Genomic DNA, 17332 nt, shown 5'->3' with positions numbered 1-17332 from the left:
TAGAATTTTACAGGTTGCCGTATTCGCCGATGTCGGGAACGAGCGAGCCAGATTTCATGTGGTAAACGCGATTGCTGTAACCGAATGCGTTTTTGTCATGTGTGGCGATGACGACAGCGACTCCCGTCCGTGCAAGCCTTGCAAAAAGACTATAGACCTTGCGGCTGTTTTCTTCGTCGAGGTTGCTTGTTGGTTCGTCTGCAATAATCAAGTCTGGCTTGTTGGCTAGAGCACGTGCAATGGCAACACGGCGCAATTCACCACCAGAAAGATTTTGCGGATGTTCGTTGGCGAGGTGTGCGATGCCGAGCTTGTTCAATAGCGCTTTGATATGTTCCTTGTCGATTTTCTTGTTATACAAGGTCGAAGTCAAAGTGATATTTTCGGCGACGGTGAATGCTGAAAGGCTTGCTGTATTTTGTGGAATGTAGCCGATGCGCTCGTTGCGTAAACGTGCGAGTTCTTCATCGTTTAATTTAAAGAGCGGCTGCCCGTCAAGTTCGACGTTCCCTGATGTCGGTGCGGTAACGCCAGCAAGGGCGTTCAAAAGAGTGCTCTTGCCACTTCCGGATTCTCCGAAGATGACGGTAAAATCGCCTGACCATGCGAAGAAATCTGCGTTGTTGACCGCATTAAATTTTTCGCCACGTCTTGTGTATTGCTTTGTTATGTTATTTCCGTTAAGAATCATTAAGCGTCCTCCTTTAATGCAGTGTAAATGTCGATTTTTCCGACTTTTCTAGCGATGTGGTACGCAGCTCCGATGCCTGCAATAGCGGGGATGAAGAGCGCACCGATAATTGTTACAAGGATGGTGGATGCGTTAGGGAGTGAAAAGGGTATCTGCAAATTATCTTGTATCAAAAAGCGGAAAGATATGATGCCGACGGCTCCAAAAAGCGTACCTGCAAAGGCTCCGCTCCCGCTTGCAATCAAGGATTCTCCAAGAACGATGTTGGTGAGCTTTTTGCGAGTAGCTCCGATAATGAGGAGTGTTGCAAATTCACGTTTGCGTTCGTTTGTCGAAACCGAGAATGCAATGTAGACAACTGCAATCACGATGAGCAAGAATAATCCAGAAATTATCCATACTGCAATTTTGAATGAGCCTGCAGTTGCGATAATGCTATCGAACATGTTCTTGCGCGGGATGACTTGCAAGTCGTTGAATTGTTCGTAAAGCGATTGAGAAATTTTTTCGAAATCTGCTCCATTTTCGAGGTTTACGAGGATTGCGGAAGGTTTTTCTTTGGGGATGAAGTTGTAACCTTTGCTGGCCGCGGCCTCTCGGAGCAATTCGATTGTTTCGATGTCGGCAAATATGGCTTGGTCGAGCTTGTTTCCTAGAGGTTCAAGCGTTCCAACGACGGTAAATTCCTTATCGAAAAATTTGATGATTCCGCCCTTTTCAATATCGATGTCGCTTCCGGCGATGACATAACCAGGCTTGAATTCGCTTTTGTATGTTTTACGAATCCATGGCTTGATAGTAAAATCAGTTTTGGAATCGAAGCCGATAATGTTGACTTTCTTATCGCAGCAACTTGCGCTGAGTGTAGTGAAGTAAAATTGCGGGGAGGCAATTTTTACTCCAGGGAGCTTTCGTGTAAAGTCTAAAACTTCGCGAGGGAGTGTGTGATTGCTCAAATCACCTTGCAAAAGAATGGACTGGTCCTTGGCTTCACTATCAAAGGGGACGATGAGCAAATCGGCTCCCATGCGTGATGAAAGTTGTTCGAATCCAGTGTCAAGGCTTTTGGAAAAAATGACACTAGAAAGTAATGTTGCCGAAGCGATGGCGGTCAAAATCACAAGGCCGAGGCTTCGAACAGGGTGACTCCAAAAGTTTGTATAAATAATTTTAAGCGTAGTGTGTTTCATTAGTAAAATCCTCCGATTCGAAGTTGCGGCTTGCCAAGAAGGCGATATTAGCCACAGCAAAAAGTGCGATAACGATTCCTACCAGCTGAAGAACTGGGGATGAAATAGAATGACAGTGCATGTGCGGGTGCGAACAGACGCCTACAATGACTGTGGGGACAAGTGAAGTAATAACACCCAAGGCGATTACCGCGAAAGACAAGGCCTTTTGTGCTTTGGGTAATAGCAAGTAGGCGATGCCAACGAGTGCGATGGCGATACCTACGAAGCCGTCAGTGATGGAGGTGTAATGGCATCGCATAACGATGCCATCCATGTGTTTGCAAAAAGGAAGCAAAACAAAAGAGAGCAACGAAACGATGGTGCCTAGTAAAACTGTTATAGATCCAAAAAATATGCCGTTTGTCATAAATACCTCCTTGTCTTTGTGCGATGCCAAATATAGAAGGCGTTTATGAGTTTGTCCAATACTTTGTTTTTAGGACTTCTTATAGAAAAGATCTATAACAAATCACGTTACTGTCATCCTGGAGGGCAACGCCCGATAGGATCTATGATTTTTTATTGCTGCAATGTTGCTTTTTGATAAATGTCTTGCATCACGAGGCCCGCAATAGTGAATCCGAAAATCGCGGTGGCGTGTGCCATGGTGCCGTTGATTTGTGCTTTTGTACTGCACCATTCATGATTGATCAAATTCTCGTTTTGAAGTTCTGCTTCGCTGCGCTCGTGACGAACTTTGGGACACATGCAAGCGTCTGTTCCGCAAGAGGAACTTTTCCCTCGGTTTTTCAAGAGCTCATCGCTATAGACGCACATGATTTTTTTCTTGGGGAAAAGTTTTTTGCGCTTGAACTTGTCGCGGAGTGCACGGCCGAGGGGACATCCAGAAACTTTCCAGAATTCTGCGACCTTGATTCGCGTGGGATCCATTTTGAGGGCGGCGCCCATTGAGGAAAATACGGTAGCTTTTGTTTTAGACGCGTGCCACAGCAATTGCATCTTGTTCTCGAGACTATCGATAGCATCGATAATGTAGTCGAATGTGTCTAGCTGGAATTTTTCCGTATTCGCTTCTTCGTAGATGTCTTGCAGTGCAATGATTTTTGCGTGCGGATTGATTTCGAGCAAACGATTCTTGAGAACTTCGACTTTGACTTGGCCAACGGTTTTGGGAGTTGCCATCAGTTGGCGATTTACGTTGGTTATACAAACGCGATCGGAATCGACGAGAACGAGTTCCTGTATTCCTGAACGGATTAAGCTTTCGGCACACCAGCTACCGACACCGCCGAGTCCAAAAATGATGACTCGCTTTTTATAGATGCTTTCCATGACATCGTCGCCGAGCAGGAGCGATGTACGGTTGAAAATGCTAGAGCTAAGGGACATAAAACAATTATAGAAAATCCCGGTTCGTAGAACCGGGGTAATGCTACTGTTCCGAACGATGTTCAGAAGTGTAAGCGCTTAGGTATTCTTCCATCTCGCGGATGTAAATGCGGCAAATCGTGCTGAGCATGAAGTTCTTCTTGGTGATGTAGCCGATTTCCATCTTGCGGTCGTTTTCGCCTTTGGCATCCTTGAACGGCACGGCCACATAATCGGAACCGTTGATTTCTTCGCTAATGATACCGGAGCAGAGCGTGTAGCCGTTGAGGCCCACCATCAAGTTCAGCATGGTGGCGCGGTCATTTGCCTTGATGGTTCTGTGATATTCGTTTGTACTTAGAATTTCTTCAGCGAAGTAGTAGTTGCCGCTTTCGCCCTGTTCAAAAGAAAGGCACGGGTATTCCGAAAGGTCTTCGAGGTTGACGTAGGGCTTTTTCGCGAGCGGGTTGTTCTTCCACATGTAGGCGTAAGCATTGCAATCAATCAATTTCTGGAAAACGAGGTCGTGTTCTCTCAGCAGGTAAGTGATGTACTTGCGGTTAAAGTCGCTCAAGTAGATGATGCCGATTTCGCTGCGAAGGCTTGTCACATCGTCAATGACTTCTTTCGTCTTTGTTTCGCGGAGGGCGAATTCGTAGTCATCGATGTTGAATTTCTTCACCATGTTCACGAAGGATTTGACGGCGAAGGAGTAGTGCTGCGTCGAAACAGCGAAACGCTTCTTCTTCTGTTCTTCCTTGCTGTAGCGTTCGAGAACGGAAGTGTAGTGGTTGTAAAGCTCGTTTGCGCGGGCAATGAATTCTTCGCCTTCGGGCGTGAGCGTGACACCGCGACTCGTGCGGTTGAAAATCGTGATGCCGATTTCATCTTCGAGATCGTGGATGGCCGTCGTCAATGAAGGCTGGGAAATGAATAAAGACTCGGCAGCCTTGTTGAAGGAACCGACTTTAGAGATTCCGATGGCGTAGCGTAATTGTTGTAATGTCATGGTTATTTGTAATCCCTAAATTTAATGTGAAGTTGTAAATCCCGCCTTGAGTGGGGCTGCCCCCTCTTGCGACTAGGCGAAAATATAAAAATTTTTCCGTTCCTATCCTATATGTGTTATAGGAATATTAAAAATAGAAGAAACCCTCAGGTGGATTCTAGGCTTCCTGAGGGCTTCTCGTTGTGCGTCCCTATGAATTGAACGCAACTTTTAGCCTATTGAGAGCCTCGGCCAAGGTACTTCGTGGACAAGCTAGGTTCAGCCGTTGGAACCCTTCTCCGGTATTCCCGAAAAGAATCCCGTTGTTGAGCCACAGTCGAGCCTTGTTTCGGATGCGATCTTGGATCTTGTCTGGTGAAAGCCCTGTCCCGTTGAAGTCAATCCATGCGAGGTAGGTTGCTTCCATCGGTACGAGCTTGACTCCCTTTAAATTTTCTTTAATGAATTTGTTTGTGAAATCGATATTTCCTTTGATGTATTTGAGGAGCGCATCGAGCCAAACTTCGCCTTTGCTGTAGGCGGCCTGTGCTGAGACGATTCCTTGGATGCTGACTTGACTGTAGCCGGAGGCAAAAATTTGCTTGCGGAATGCACGGCGAATCAATGGATTTTTTATGAAGGCGTGTGCGATTTGGATGCCTGCCAAATTGAATGTTTTTGTCGGGGCGGTGACGATGATGGAATTGTCCGCAAGGTCTTCGCTTATCGAACCAAATACGGTATGCGTTCCTTCAAAGACGAAATCGCTATGGATTTCATCGCTTACGACAATGACATTGTGCTTGAGGCAAATTTCTCCGAGGCGTGTAAGCTCTTCGCGGGTCCAGACGCGGCAAACGGGATTGTGCGGGCTGCAAAGTAAAAAGAGTTTGATGTTGTTTTCGATGATTCTCTTTTCGAAATCCACAAAGTCGATGTGATAGCGACCATCTTCGCCATAGACAAGATTATTGCTCTCGACTTTGCGATTGTTATTGATGATGACATCGGCAAAGTGCATGTAGACCGGCTGCTGGATGAGTATGGAATCGCCTTCATTCGAAAATGCTTTGATGGCCATACCGAGCGCAAACATCACTCCAGGAACCTTAATAATCCATTTGCGGTCTTCGATGTTATAATTGTGGCGGCGGCGATAAAAGTTTTTGACGGTTTCGTAGTAATCGTCTTTCGGCTCGCTATAACCGAAAATCCCATATTCGGCAACTCGAATCAACTCGTCTTGAATAAACGAAGAAGTTTTGAAATCCATGTCAGCGACCCAAAGCGGGAGAAGACTATAAGGATCTTCACCCGGCTTTACTACACGTTGCTCCACCGCGAAGTCGTATTTGATGGAATTCGTGTGGCGACGCTCGATAACGGTATCAAAGTCTAAATTTCGTTCAATATCTTCTGACATGGCGAGTCTCCGTTGCAAAACTTTGCAGTTGTAGGCTTTTCACGCCGGCACATAATATAGAAGGAATTGATGCTATTGTCTAATATTATATTTCTAGTGCTTGTTATAGTTTTTTACTATACAATCTTCGGTGTGTTCGATGGAATAGAAATTTTCTCTGTTTAGATTAATTTGTTATAATGTTTCTAAACAATTATTTTAAATAAAATAATTAAACTTAATCTTTATAAGAATATTAGGTGTTATTGTTTAGCGAATCCTTTTTAGATGCTCAAAACCATGTCTTTTGACCAGTGATAGGAACGGAATAAATTGAGCGATAAGGCGAAGCTATAGCTGAGCCGAAAAAAATTTTTTTTGGTCGAAATGGGTTGAAAAAATATTGGAAAGGGTTGACATTAATTCTAAAATTCCGCCAAACCTAGCATTTTTGTAGGAATCAGACTCTTAAGGAGGCTTTTTTATGGCAAAACGTTTACGTCAAATCGCTATTTATGGTAAAGGCGGCATCGGCAAATCTACTACGACACAGAACTTGACCGCAGGGCTTGTAGAACAAGGTAAACATGTTCTCGTTGTCGGTTGCGACCCCAAGGCGGACTCTACGCGACTCCTGCTCGGTGGCCTCCATCAGAAAACCGTGCTTGACACCATTCGCGATAATAAGACCGAAATTCAACTCTCTGACCTTGAAAAGGTCGGCTTCAAGGGCGTGCGCTGCGTGGAATCCGGTGGCCCGGAACCGGGCGTAGGTTGCGCAGGCCGCGGCATTATCACTTCCATCAGCATGCTCGAACAGCTCGGCGCATACACTGAAGATCTCGACTACGTCTTCTATGACGTGCTCGGTGACGTTGTGTGCGGTGGCTTCGCTATGCCGATTCGTGAAGGCAAGGCCAAGGAAATCTACATCGTGGCTTCTGGCGAAATGATGGCCCTCTACGCTGCAAACAACATCTGTAAGGGTATCGCGAAGTACGCTGAACGCGGTGAAGTTCGCCTCGGCGGTATCATCTGCAACAGCCGTAACGTCGATAACGAACTTGATTTGCTCCGCGCATTCACCAAGGAACTCAACACGCAGCTCATTCAGTATGTGCCGCGCAACAACATCGTGCAGCAGGCAGAAATCCGCAAGAAGACCGTGATCGATTTCGAACCGAATTGCAGCCAGGCCAATGTGTACCGCGAACTCGCGAAGAACATCGACGAAAATGAACTCTTTACCATCCCGACTCCGATGACGCAGGACCGCTTGGAACAAATTCTCATCGACTACGGCATGATGGAAAAGGACTACTCCATTTAGCGAGAACCGGCAGGAGGTAAAAATCTATGGCATCAACTAACATTAATTTAAATATGACCTCGGTCGAGAACCGCGAATATCGACTGGGTACCATTATCGGTTGGGACGGCAAAGCCAGCGACTTGATCAAGGAATCTGCCTACGACGAACGCAGTGCGAAAAAGCACGGTGGCTGTGCGGGCAAGGGTGGCGGCTGTAAGCTTTGCGAACTCGCTTCTCCGCTGAACCAAGAAACCATGTGCTCCAATGCAATTGTTCAGTGCCAGGTGGGCAACCTCACGGACTGCGCTTTGATTGACCATTCCCCGATCGGCTGCAGCGGCGAAAACTCCAAATTCAACCTTTCTATGCATGTGGGCCTTAAGCGTCGTGGCAAGCCTTTGCAGAATACTTTGAACATCAGCACCAACCTGAAAGAACAGGACATGGTGTTCGGTGCTTCTGAAAAGCTTCGTCAAACGATTCGTGATGCAAAGGAACGTTTCAATCCCAAGGCTATTTTCATTGGCATGGCTTGCGCTACCGCTATTATCGGTGAAGACATTGACTCCGTCGCCGAAGAAATGGAACCGGAAGTTGGCGTGCCTATAATTCCGCTGCACTGCGAAGGTTTCCGTTCCAAGCATTGGTCAACCGGCTTCGACATTGCATTCCATGGCGTTCTCCGTCAAATCGTGAATCGCCATCCGACTAAAAAGCAAAATGACTTGCTCAATATTGTTGCGCTTTGGGGAACGGACTATTTCTCTGAAATGCTTGCTCCGCTTGGCCTCCGCGTCAACTACCTCTTGGATACTGCATCTTTCGATGAAATCCGCCAGGCTTCTGAAGCTGTCGCGACTGCTACCTTCTGCGATACTTTGGGTGGCTACATGGCCACCGCACTTGAAGAATCCTTCGGCGTTCCGCAAATCGATGCTCCGCAACCGTATGGCATTAAGGGCACTGACGAATGGCTCCGCGCTATTGCAAAAGTTGTTGGCAAAGAAAAAGAAGCTGAAGAATATATCGAAAGTGAACATAAGCGTATTGCTCCGAAGCTCGCTGAACTTCGCGAATTTTTCAAGGGCAAGAACGGCATCGTGATGACGGGTTCTGCTTATGCTCACGGCCTTATCAGTGTTCTTTCGGAACTTGGAATTGGCCATGATGCAGCTCTCGTTTTCCACCATGACCCCATTTACGATGGCGCTGGAAAGCATCAAGACACCTTGAAGGAACTTGTGGAAACTTACGGCGACATTCCGCACTATACTGTAAGTAAGACTCGTGCCTTCCAGCTTCCGCAACTTTTGAAGCGTGCCAAGACGGACTTCTTGCTCATTCGCCATCCGGGCCTTGCCTCTGTTGCGGGCCACCTTGGATTCCCGACCCTCACCATGGGTGACGAACATATTCCAGTGGGCTATCAAGGTATTCTCCGCATTGGTGAAATGCTCAAGGGCGTTCTTTCACGTACAAAGTTTAATCAGGTTCTCAAGCGTAATGTGAAGCTCCCGTATTCTGATTGGTGGCTTGCTCAGGACGATCCGTTCTACCTGACGCATCACCCGGAAACACTCAATGACCTTCCTGAACCGAGAAATCTCAAGTTCAGCAAAGATAAAGAATCTAATTCAGAAAACGCATAATAAGGGAGATTTCGAAAATGTCAGAAGCACTTAAAACAAAGAAAAAAAGCAATTCTATTTCGGACCCCCGCTATTCTTGTGCAGTCGGTGCGTCCAATACGGTTGTCGGCATCAAGGGTGCAGTTCCTATAGCCAACTGCTCTCCGGGTTGCCAGCTTAAGCAAACCGCATTCCTCACTTTTGAAAACGGCTTCCAGGGCAGCATTTTCGCTGGTGCTGGTAACATGCCGAGCGCAAACTCCACCGAAAACGATATCGTGTTTGGCGGCATCAAGACTTTGGATCAGTTAATCAAATCGACACTCAAAGTTTTCGATGGCGACCTTTATGTTGTTCTCACGGGTTGCGTGGGCGGCCTCATTGGTGATGACGTCCCCAGCTTGGTGAATGAATATCGCGATTTGGGTTACCCGATTGTGGCTGTGGATACCGCAGGCTTTAAGGGCAATAACCTTTTCGGTCACGAAGAAGTGGTAAACGCCATTGTCGATCAGTTTGTGGGCGATTACAAGGGCGAACGCAAGAAGGGCCTTGTCAACCTTTGGTTTGAAGTTCCGTATTACAACCAGAACTGGCGCGGAGATTATCAGGAACTTGCCCGTATTCTCCGTGGCGCTGGCTTTGAAGTGAATGTGCTCTTTGGACCTGAAAATAACGGTGTCAAGGACTGGTTGCGCATTCCAGAAGCCCAGTTCAACTTGGTGGTTTCTCCGTGGGTCGGCGTGAGAAATGCTGAACACCTTGAGAAAAAATATGGTCAGCCGTTCCTCCATATTCCTGAAATTCCAATCGGTGCCGAAGCAACTGCTGCATTTATCCGCAAAGTTGTTGATTTTGCCGGAATCGATAAGGAACAGAGCGAAAAGTTCATTGAACAAGAAAATGGTATTTATTACTACTATTTGGAACACTTCTCTGAATTCTTTGCTGAATACTGGTATGGTATGCCGAGTGAATTTGCGATTACCGCTGATTCCGCTTACACGCTTGCTTACACCAAGTTCCTTGCTGACCAAATCGGCCTTATTCCGCGCAAGGCGATTATCACGGACGATCCTCCGCAGAAATTCCGCAAGGGAATTGAAGATGCTTTCCATAATATCAGCGAAGGTGTCGATGTTGAAGTGGAATTCGAAGAAGATGGCTACTTGATTGAAAAGGCAATCAAGGAAGTTGATTTCTCTTCTGGAAAGCCGTTGATTCTTGCTTCTTCTTGGGAAATCAATCTTGCCAATGATAAGGGCGCTTTGTTCTTTGAAATTACACCTCCGTCCAGCGAAACTTTGATTATCAATCGTAGTTTCGTCGGTTATAAGGGTGCGCTTAATTTGCTTGAAAAAATTTATAGCGCATCCGTTGGCGGAAAGTAAGTTCTTGCTTCTTCACTACATCAACAAAAGTGCCGACTGGTTCATCAGTCGGCATTTTTTATTTGAAGTAAATGAATTTGCGGATTGGACATGCGCATGCCCTACTTTACAAGATTCAAAAAGTACTGGTGAATGCTTGTATTGCTATTGAGTTCTGGATGGAACGACAGTGCAATTTGATTCTTGTATTTTACGGCGACGATTTGCTTTGTGGCGCTTGTGGCGTTTGCGTCAGTGTTTATGCTCGCGGTTCGCGAAAGAACTTCGACGTCGTTCCCAACAGATTCGAAGAATGGTGCGCGAATAAAAGTTTGCGGAACTTTTCCGATGTGCGCGACTTCGTTTTCTGTAAAGAAACTGCCGAGCTGCCGTCCGTAAGCATTGCGACGGATGACTGCCGGAAGCGTTGCGAAGTGAGCCTTGTTTTCGCCCGCGATGTGTTCGGCAAGGAGAATTGCCCCTGCGCATGTCGCAAGCACGGGAAGCCCGTTTACAATTTTTTGACGCAATGGTTCGAATAGCCCCAAGTCGCGAAGGAGCTTGCCTTGTACGGTGCTTTCACCTCCGGGGAGTACAAGACCGTCTAAATGACGGTCGAGATCACGCAATTGCCTAATTTCAAAGACTTCGACGCCAAGCGATTCAAGAATGCGTTCATGTTCGATGAACGCACCCTGCACCGCAAGCACGCCTATCTGCGGTTTTGCGTTGGACATTATTTCCCCCTTTCTGCCATAAGCAATGCGATTTCTTGTTCGTTGATACCGACCATGGCTTCGCCCAGGTCTTCGGAAAGTTTGGCGATAAGTTTTGCATCGGTGTAGTTCGTAACGGCTTGAACAATTGCGGCGGCACGCTTTGCGGGATTGCCCGACTTGAAAATGCCGGATCCCACGAATACGCCTTCTGCGCCAAGTTGCATCATGAGGGCAGCATCGGCGGGAGTGGCAACACCCCCAGCCGCAAAGTTCACGACCGGAAGTTTCTTGTGGTCGTGAACATAGCGCACCAGGTCGTACGACACTTGAAGTTCTTTAGCCCTGTTGAAAAGTTCGTCTTCGCGCAAGTTGGAAATGCGGGCGATTTCCTGATTCATCAGACGCATGTGTCGTACAGCTTGGACGATGTCGCCCGTGCCCGGCTCTCCCTTGGTACGAATCATGGACGCACCCTCTTCGATTCGGCGTAATGCTTCGCCCAAATCTTTTGCGCCGCACACGAAGGGAACATTGAATTCTCGCTTGTTGATGTGAAAAACATCATCGGCTGGAGAAAGCACTTCGCTTTCGTCAATGTAGTCGATTTCGATGGCCTGTAAAATCTGTGCTTCTGCAAAGTGCCCGATGCGGCATTTGGCCATCACAGGGATGGAAACGGCGTCCTGAATACCCTTGATCATTTTTGGATCGCTCATTCTTGATACACCGCCAGCGGCGCGAATATCGGCGGGAATGCGCTCTAATGCCATTACGGCGGCAGCGCCTGCAGCTTCTGCGATTTTGGCCTGTTCCGGCGTGGTTACATCCATGATGACACCGCCCTTAAGCATTTGGGCAAGATTCTTATTGAGTTCGTAACGGTTCTGTTCTGGCATGAGTATCTCCTTGATTGTGAAATGTTTTTTTTTTCAAGGGGGAATTTAAAACATTCGTTGGGCTTGTTCAATATTCAGTTTTTTATTATTTTTATAAGGTCAGTTAAATGTCAGATTTGCATATTTAATAAGGTCAGGTTTATGTTTACTTACGATATGTCCAAGGCAGGTTCCAATAGCCTTTATCATTATCTTTACCAATGCATCAAAAAAGATATCGTAAGCGGGAAAATTTTAGCAGATGAACAGATTCCATCTAAAAGAAGTCTTGCGCAAAATCTCGGCGTTAGCGTGGTGACCATTGAAAATGCTTACGCACAACTTTTGGCCGAAGGCTTTATTTATTCTCTTCCGAAAAAGGGATTCTTTGTCGTTGATATAAATGCGAAAGCAACATCACAAGTCCAGACTCGTCAAAAATCGTATCGCTCTCGCAGGCTTCGGGCTGATTTTCACGAAGAATCTGAGCATACCAACCCAAAGTACATTGCCGATTTTGCAAGCAATGGCGCGGATATCGAGGCTTTCCCTTTTTCGACCTGGGCTAAGATTACCCGAGAAGTTCTTTGCGAAAGGCAAAAGGACTTGTTGCAAGTCTCTCCTGGCGTTGGCACATTAGAGCTTCGCCGCGCTATTGTGCGCATGCTCCGTGAATTCAGGAATATTCAGGTGACGCCTGAACAAATTGTTATCGGGGCGGGAACGGATTATCTCTATGGCTTGCTTGTTCAGCTGTTGGGATTTGACAAGTGCTATGCTGTCGAAGATCCTGGCTGGAGCAAGATTTCAAAAATCTACAGTCAATATGGTGTCAAGGTGAACCATGTCCCTGTTGAAGGCGACAACTTTGTAGATGCATTAAAGAAATCAAATGCCGATATCGTGCATATTTCTCCGGCGCATCATTTTCCAACCGGGAAGGTGATGCCTGTTGGTGAGCGTTATCGTTTGCTCAGCTGGGCGGCAGAATCGCCCAAGCGCTACATTGTCGAAGATGACTACGATAGCGAATTTCGCATGACCGGAAAACCGATTCCCGCATTGCAAAATATTGATGTAACTGAAAAGGTTGTGTACTTGAATACATTCTCCAAGACGATGACATCTGCCATTAGGCTCAGTTATATGGTTCTCCCTCCGCACCTTGCCGAAAAATTTCACAACGAACTTTCGTTTTATTCTTGTACCGTATCGACTCTTGACCAATATGTGATGGCGAAGTTTATTGACCTCGGGTATTACGAAACGCATATCAACCGTATGCGCAATTTGTACAGAAGTAAACGAGACGCATTGCTTACGGCGATTGATAAAAGTAAGCTTTCAAAAGTAGCGCATGTTTACGAAGAAGATGCTGGCTTGCATTTTATTCTTGAGATGAATACCAATTGTTCTGATGCAGAATTCGGCAAACGCTTGCGTCAAAAGGGCGTCAATGTTAAGGCTCTTTCGGAATATTATTTTGAGGCCACTCCATCGGAACACAAGTTTGTTATCAACTATTCTTCTGTTGAAAGAAATAAGATGAAAAAAGCAGTGCAAATCATTGCCGACCTTTTTCAAGTTTAATTGATTGCAAACACTGTTTATAGCCTGTTGCTATTTGTGTGTAGTGTGTATAAATTAATTTTATACATAAAGCCAAACCTTATATCAAGCGATAAAAATAAAGTATTTTACAAAGCGTTTTTTGTTTTCTAACTTAGGCATCGCAATCGAGAACGCAGTGTTCCGACACATGAACAATCAACACGAGGATACCTATATGTGTTGTAGCTGTAAAATTCATCAGTAAATAAGCCGATGCCTTTTTGAAGGTTGATTGGCGATTCTAAATGCGCGCAGAATATTGCTCTGCGTGGTTACTCAACTCATACAAAAATTAGGAGATTTTTCCATGAATTTCAATATTAAAAAAACTATAACTCAAGTTATCCTTTTGTCTTCATTTACCGCTTTTGCTGCAGAACCCATTGCGGTTTCCACGAAATCTGGCGTAAGTGCAACGCTTTACGGTTTTGCATCTTTGAATGCTGCTTACGAAGATTCCAAAAGTAATAACGGTAACTTTGCAAATTTTGCCGCTGCATCGGACATTACAAACGAAAATGATGGCGGTTGGCATTTTACGCCGAACCTGACGAGAATCGGCCTCAATCTTTCGAGCGGTAGCGATACTGCGTTCTTCAAGGCAAATGGTAAAATCGAAGTTGATTTCTACGGCGGCGGTTCCGGCAACGCTCCTACTCCGAGACTCCGTCATGGTTACGGTGAAATTTCTTTTGGCAAGTCCGGCTTCTCCATTTTGGGCGGTCAAACATGGGATTTGATTTCTCCATTGGTGACTCCGACGCTCAACGCTGGCGTTCTTAACAATTCGGGTGATCCGGGCCTTCGCAGAGCTCAACTCAGATTCACTGAAAAAGTCCCTGTTGGCGAAGGTTCTTTGGATTTTGCCGTTGCCCTTCTCCGTACTATCGGCGAAACACAACCTTACAACACTTCTTCTGCCTCGGAAACTGGTGTTGATGCCGACATTCCCACAATTCAGGGACGCATCGGCATTGCGCTTCCTCTTTGGGTTGATGGCAAGAAATTCGGTTTAGGTATTTCCGGTCACTACGGCCAAGAAGAAGTTGACTTGGATGCCACAGGCGATACGAAGGATATTCCCACATGGTCTTTCAATGTGGATTTAACGCTCCCCATAACAAGTAACTTTACCTTTCTTGGTGAATATTTTATTGGTGCAAATCTTGATACTTATGCGGCAGGCATTGGACGCGGACTTGCTGCAAATACTGAAGATCCAGAAAGCGTAAGAAGCATTGGCGCTTATGGTGGCTGGATCGCTTTGCAGGCAAAATTTATTCAAAAGCTGGCCTTTAATGTGGGTGCAGGGCTTGACAAGCTGAAGCGCGAAGATATCAGAAAAGTCGGTGGTCGTGAACAAAACTTCTCATTCTTTGCCAATACGACCTACAATTTGACAGACGCATTCTCGTTTGGCTTTGAATACCTTCACGTTCAAACAGATTACTGGACTGCAAATACGGTAAAGGAAGCTGACTTGAATCGCTATCAACTTTCTGCAACTTATGCATTCTAACAAGGGAGAATTTAACAATGACTCAGAATAAATTATACATCCGAATTGCAACAGCAATCCTCTTTGTTCTCGCCTGCGTATCATCTTCAATTGCCGCAGACAAGCTTTCCATTGGCTACCTCTCTTCTACGGGCCAGGGCAAATTCTTCATCGCAAAAGATGCGGGCATTTTCAAGAAGAACGGCCTTGACGTAGAATTGGTGGAATTCTCGAATTCTGGCGATGGCATTGCTGCCGTTCGTGCCGGAAAGCTCGATGCAGGTGCTTTTGGCTCACTCGCTCCGCTGATCCACGTTTCGCAGGGTGCTGATATTCGCGTTATTGGCGGCCTCATGGGTGGCGACCAGGCTGTGATTACCCGCAAGGAAAATGCAGGCTCCGTCAAAAAACTGAGCGATCTCAAGGGAAAGAAAATCGCTACAATCCGTTTGGGAACAGCGGATGCCATTGTTCGCGGAGGCCTCAAAAAAGAAGGTATTGACTGGCGTAAGGATGTTACTATTGTAGAACTCAAAAATCCGCCTGCAGTTATCGAAGCGGTAAAGAACGGCAGTGTGTATGCCGGCGTGACCTGGGGCCCGCACGACCTCCGTGCCGAAGAAGCGGGTCTCTCTGTGGTGCTCCGCAGCAAGGACATCAATCCGGGACATATTTGCTGCCGCCTCATTGCATCGCTACGCAAACTTGAAGGCCGTGACGACATTTACAAGCGCTTGGTCAAGTCGCTGATTGAAGCCGAAGAACTTGTCGCAAACGATCACAAGAAGAGCGTAGAAATTATTGCTAAGTGGATTAAGCTTGATACGGCTCTCGTCAACAAGGCTTTCTACAGCGGTTACGTGACGCAGGATACCGACCCGAACGTAAAGGGGGTCGAATTCTTCTGGGATTTCTTGAAAGATGCTGAATTCATCAAGTCCGACAGGAAAGTCTCTGAATACGTGCTCACTGACTACTATCGCAAAGCGCTTGCCGAACTCCGCAAGCAACAGCCCAAATCTGAATTCTATGCCAACGCCGAAAAAATATTCAAGTCTAGAAACTAAGGTAAAATCAACATGAGTCAAACGCAAAGTGGTTTTGAAGCAACAAATCTCGGTTTTTCTTATGATGGCAAGCCCATCCTGAAAGACATCAACTTGAAAATCAACCAAGGCGAATTTGTTTGTTTACTAGGCGAAAGCGGCAGTGGCAAGACCACTTTGCTGAACCTTCTCGCCGGGCTTACTAAGCCAAGCGAAGGGCGTGTCTACTGGAAGGGAAAAGAAATCGAAAAACCTTCCGCAGAAAGGAGCGTAGTCTTTCAAGACTACACTCTTTTTCCTTGGTTAACCCTTCTACAAAATGTTTCGCTCGCTATTAAAAAAACTAAAAAGGTCAATGGGCGTTTTGCAAAACATTTGGCTGAAGAATATTTGAACTTGGTGGGACTTTCCGGAAGCCTCCATAAATATCCCTTTGAACTTTCGGGCGGTATGCGTCAACGTGGAGCTATTGCAAGAGCGTTGAGCGTTGGGGCGGACGCCCTTCTTTTGGATGAACCCTTTGGAGCGCTTGATCCTGTAAATCGTGCAAGCCTTCAAGATTTAGTCCTTGAGCTTTGCCGTGGCGTAAAAGACCGTCCGATAACAACTTTGTTTGTGACGCACGATATTCGCGAGGCTGTTTATTTAGGGAGCCGAATTATTGTATTGGGTTCTACGCCTGGCCGCATTATTGCCGATATTCCTTTGGATTTCCCGGTGAAGAAAAGTCGCACGGAATGGTTCCGCAACGAAAAAGTTCAAAAAACAATTATCGAAATCGAAGATGCCTACCACAAGGACATCCTTGAAAAACTCGGCCATACCGTACAGGAGGGCGCTAGCATATGAGAATTTTTGTAAAATACCTATCTAAATTTTCAGGATTTTTATTCCTTCTTCTTTTGCTTGGAATTTGGACGTTTATCAGTAGCGGCCCGGAATGGAGTAGCCAATATTTGTTCCCATCGCCCAAAGCGATTGCGGAAGCCCTCTTCAATTCTCGTGAAGAACTTTTGCGGAGTGCGTGGGCGTCGCTCCTGAAGCTTGTTCCCGCTTATTTTGCCGCGGCTGTTGTCGGGATTTCCGTTGGAATTGTTTCTGGATCCGTTCCTTGGGTGGGCAATATGTTAAAGCCTATTTCCCGATTTGCGGCACCCATTCCGCCTAACGTCTATATTCCTTACGCAATCGCCATTTTGCCGACATTCTATCTTTCTTCCACATTCATCATTTTTATTGCCGCTTTTTGGCCCATTTACTTGAATACCGCAGCCGGTGCTGCCGATATTCCTGAAAAATACAAGCGGAACGCCGCCATCATCGGCATTGGTCGCTTTGAATACTTGTGGAGAATTGCCTTTGTCGCAAGCCTTCCTTCCATTTTTTCGGGGCTTTCTGTAGGCATGGGGCTTTCGTTCATTATGCTCACTGTTGCTGAACTCTTTGGCGAAAATACAGGGCTAGGGCATTTCGTGCAATTTTATGCAGACTATTCCGATTACCCCAACATGGTTGCCGGAATCCTTTGGACGGGCATTGTTGTTCTTGCGATTATGGAACTATTTGAATTTGTAAAACGCAAGGTTTTGTTTTGGACAAAAGTAAATTAATTGATTTATAAAAACAACTAA

General features: G+C 46.1%; 16 protein-coding genes. 8 read left to right on the top strand and 8 right to left on the bottom strand.

Annotation, left to right across the window (positions count from 1 at the left end):
- Nucleotides 1-7: 7 nt before the first annotated feature.
- The 6 genes from BUQ91_RS13110 to BUQ91_RS13085 form a co-directional block, all read right to left on the bottom strand.
- Nucleotides 8-691: an ABC transporter ATP-binding protein gene (locus tag BUQ91_RS13110; RefSeq protein WP_074209596.1), complete on the bottom strand. Its 684-nt coding sequence runs from the start codon at nucleotides 689-691 to the stop codon at nucleotides 8-10.
- Complete coding sequence (locus BUQ91_RS13105) at nucleotides 691-1881, bottom strand: ABC transporter permease (RefSeq protein ID WP_074209595.1); 1191 nt, start codon at nucleotides 1879-1881, stop codon at nucleotides 691-693. The genes BUQ91_RS13110 and BUQ91_RS13105 overlap by 1 nt, the downstream gene beginning before the upstream one ends.
- Complete coding sequence (locus BUQ91_RS13100; protein WP_074209594.1) at nucleotides 1862-2290, bottom strand: DUF4418 family protein; 429 nt, start codon at nucleotides 2288-2290, stop codon at nucleotides 1862-1864. Before BUQ91_RS13100 ends, BUQ91_RS13105 begins: the two co-directional genes overlap by 20 nt.
- A 152-nt stretch (nucleotides 2291-2442) precedes the next feature.
- On the bottom strand, nucleotides 2443-3273 hold the full coding sequence (locus BUQ91_RS13095; RefSeq protein ID WP_072829461.1) for a tRNA threonylcarbamoyladenosine dehydratase: 831 nt from the start codon (nucleotides 3271-3273) through the stop codon (nucleotides 2443-2445).
- A 43-nt stretch (nucleotides 3274-3316) separates the two neighbouring features.
- Nucleotides 3317-4261, bottom strand: a complete 945-nt coding sequence (locus BUQ91_RS13090; protein ID WP_072829459.1) for a LysR family transcriptional regulator — start codon at nucleotides 4259-4261, stop codon at nucleotides 3317-3319.
- A gap of 190 nt (nucleotides 4262-4451) precedes the next feature.
- Nucleotides 4452-5663 carry a MalY/PatB family protein gene (locus BUQ91_RS13085; RefSeq protein WP_074209593.1) on the bottom strand — a complete coding sequence of 404 codons (1212 nt, stop codon included), beginning with the start codon at nucleotides 5661-5663 and terminating at the stop codon, nucleotides 4452-4454.
- Between the two features lie 463 nt (nucleotides 5664-6126).
- Here BUQ91_RS13085 and nifH point away from each other — a divergent pair, with 463 nt between their 5' ends.
- The 3 genes from nifH to BUQ91_RS13070 are packed head-to-tail and all read left to right on the top strand — an operon-like array spanning nucleotide 6127 to nucleotide 9973.
- Nucleotides 6127-6972: a nitrogenase iron protein gene (nifH, locus tag BUQ91_RS13080; protein WP_074209592.1), complete on the top strand. Its 846-nt coding sequence runs from the start codon at nucleotides 6127-6129 to the stop codon at nucleotides 6970-6972.
- A 26-nt stretch (nucleotides 6973-6998) separates the two neighbouring features.
- Complete coding sequence (locus tag BUQ91_RS13075) at nucleotides 6999-8603, top strand: nitrogenase component 1 (RefSeq protein ID WP_074209591.1); 1605 nt, start codon at nucleotides 6999-7001, stop codon at nucleotides 8601-8603.
- 17 nt (nucleotides 8604-8620) lie between these two features.
- The gene (locus BUQ91_RS13070; RefSeq protein ID WP_074209590.1) at nucleotides 8621-9973 is read left to right on the top strand and encodes a nitrogenase component 1; all 1353 of its coding nucleotides are present in this window, start codon (nucleotides 8621-8623) and stop codon (nucleotides 9971-9973) included.
- 101 nt (nucleotides 9974-10074) lie between these two features.
- Here BUQ91_RS13070 and pdxT read toward each other — a convergent pair whose 3' ends face one another.
- Both pdxT and pdxS read right to left on the bottom strand, forming a co-directional pair.
- Complete coding sequence (gene pdxT, locus BUQ91_RS13065; RefSeq protein ID WP_074209589.1) at nucleotides 10075-10689, bottom strand: pyridoxal 5'-phosphate synthase glutaminase subunit PdxT; 615 nt, start codon at nucleotides 10687-10689, stop codon at nucleotides 10075-10077.
- Nucleotides 10689-11567: a pyridoxal 5'-phosphate synthase lyase subunit PdxS gene (gene pdxS, locus BUQ91_RS13060; protein WP_072829449.1), complete on the bottom strand. Its 879-nt coding sequence runs from the start codon at nucleotides 11565-11567 to the stop codon at nucleotides 10689-10691. Before pdxS ends, pdxT begins: the two co-directional genes overlap by 1 nt.
- 141 nt (nucleotides 11568-11708) lie before the next feature.
- Here pdxS and BUQ91_RS13055 point away from each other — a divergent pair, with 141 nt between their 5' ends.
- The 5 genes from BUQ91_RS13055 (at nucleotide 11709) to BUQ91_RS13035 (ending at nucleotide 17311) form a co-directional block, all read left to right on the top strand.
- A complete protein-coding gene (locus BUQ91_RS13055) occupies nucleotides 11709-13136 on the top strand; it encodes a MocR-like pyridoxine biosynthesis transcription factor PdxR (RefSeq protein WP_074209588.1) in 1428 nt (475 codons plus the stop codon).
- Between the two features lie 328 nt (nucleotides 13137-13464).
- Nucleotides 13465-14676 (top strand): hypothetical protein, encoded by a 1212-nt coding sequence (locus BUQ91_RS13050; protein WP_074209587.1) that lies wholly within the window; start codon nucleotides 13465-13467, stop codon nucleotides 14674-14676.
- Between the two features lie 17 nt (nucleotides 14677-14693).
- On the top strand, nucleotides 14694-15722 hold the full coding sequence (locus tag BUQ91_RS13045; RefSeq protein ID WP_074209586.1) for an ABC transporter substrate-binding protein: 1029 nt from the start codon (nucleotides 14694-14696) through the stop codon (nucleotides 15720-15722).
- Between the two features lie 12 nt (nucleotides 15723-15734).
- Nucleotides 15735-16550, top strand: a complete 816-nt coding sequence (locus tag BUQ91_RS13040; protein WP_072829442.1) for an ABC transporter ATP-binding protein — start codon at nucleotides 15735-15737, stop codon at nucleotides 16548-16550.
- Complete coding sequence (locus BUQ91_RS13035) at nucleotides 16547-17311, top strand: ABC transporter permease (RefSeq protein WP_074209585.1); 765 nt, start codon at nucleotides 16547-16549, stop codon at nucleotides 17309-17311. The genes BUQ91_RS13040 and BUQ91_RS13035 overlap by 4 nt, the downstream gene beginning before the upstream one ends.
- The last annotated feature ends 21 nt before the right edge of the window (nucleotides 17312-17332 follow it).

The organism is Fibrobacter sp. UWB11, from assembly GCF_900143015.1.
Classification (GTDB): domain Bacteria; phylum Fibrobacterota; class Fibrobacteria; order Fibrobacterales; family Fibrobacteraceae; genus Fibrobacter.
This window is presented reverse-complemented; position numbering and strand designations above follow the sequence as displayed.

Coding starts and splice junctions, on each gene's coding strand:
- BUQ91_RS13045 (WP_074209586.1), top strand. CDS start 14,694: ATGACTCAGAATAAATTATACATCCGAATTGCAACAGCAATCCTCTTT.
- BUQ91_RS13105 (WP_074209595.1), bottom strand. CDS start 1,881: ATGAAACACACTACGCTTAAAATTATTTATACAAACTTTTGGAGTCAC.
- BUQ91_RS13090 (WP_072829459.1), bottom strand. CDS start 4,261: ATGACATTACAACAATTACGCTACGCCATCGGAATCTCTAAAGTCGGT.
- BUQ91_RS13075 (WP_074209591.1), top strand. CDS start 6,999: ATGGCATCAACTAACATTAATTTAAATATGACCTCGGTCGAGAACCGC.
- BUQ91_RS13100 (WP_074209594.1), bottom strand. CDS start 2,290: ATGACAAACGGCATATTTTTTGGATCTATAACAGTTTTACTAGGCACC.
- nifH (WP_074209592.1), top strand. CDS start 6,127: ATGGCAAAACGTTTACGTCAAATCGCTATTTATGGTAAAGGCGGCATC.
- BUQ91_RS13095 (WP_072829461.1), bottom strand. CDS start 3,273: ATGTCCCTTAGCTCTAGCATTTTCAACCGTACATCGCTCCTGCTCGGC.
- BUQ91_RS13050 (WP_074209587.1), top strand. CDS start 13,465: ATGAATTTCAATATTAAAAAAACTATAACTCAAGTTATCCTTTTGTCT.
- BUQ91_RS13070 (WP_074209590.1), top strand. CDS start 8,621: ATGTCAGAAGCACTTAAAACAAAGAAAAAAAGCAATTCTATTTCGGAC.
- BUQ91_RS13055 (WP_074209588.1), top strand. CDS start 11,709: ATGTTTACTTACGATATGTCCAAGGCAGGTTCCAATAGCCTTTATCAT.
- BUQ91_RS13035 (WP_074209585.1), top strand. CDS start 16,547: ATGAGAATTTTTGTAAAATACCTATCTAAATTTTCAGGATTTTTATTC.
- BUQ91_RS13040 (WP_072829442.1), top strand. CDS start 15,735: ATGAGTCAAACGCAAAGTGGTTTTGAAGCAACAAATCTCGGTTTTTCT.
- BUQ91_RS13085 (WP_074209593.1), bottom strand. CDS start 5,663: ATGTCAGAAGATATTGAACGAAATTTAGACTTTGATACCGTTATCGAG.
- BUQ91_RS13110 (WP_074209596.1), bottom strand. CDS start 691: ATGATTCTTAACGGAAATAACATAACAAAGCAATACACAAGACGTGGC.
- pdxT (WP_074209589.1), bottom strand. CDS start 10,689: ATGTCCAACGCAAAACCGCAGATAGGCGTGCTTGCGGTGCAGGGTGCG.
- pdxS (WP_072829449.1), bottom strand. CDS start 11,567: ATGCCAGAACAGAACCGTTACGAACTCAATAAGAATCTTGCCCAAATG.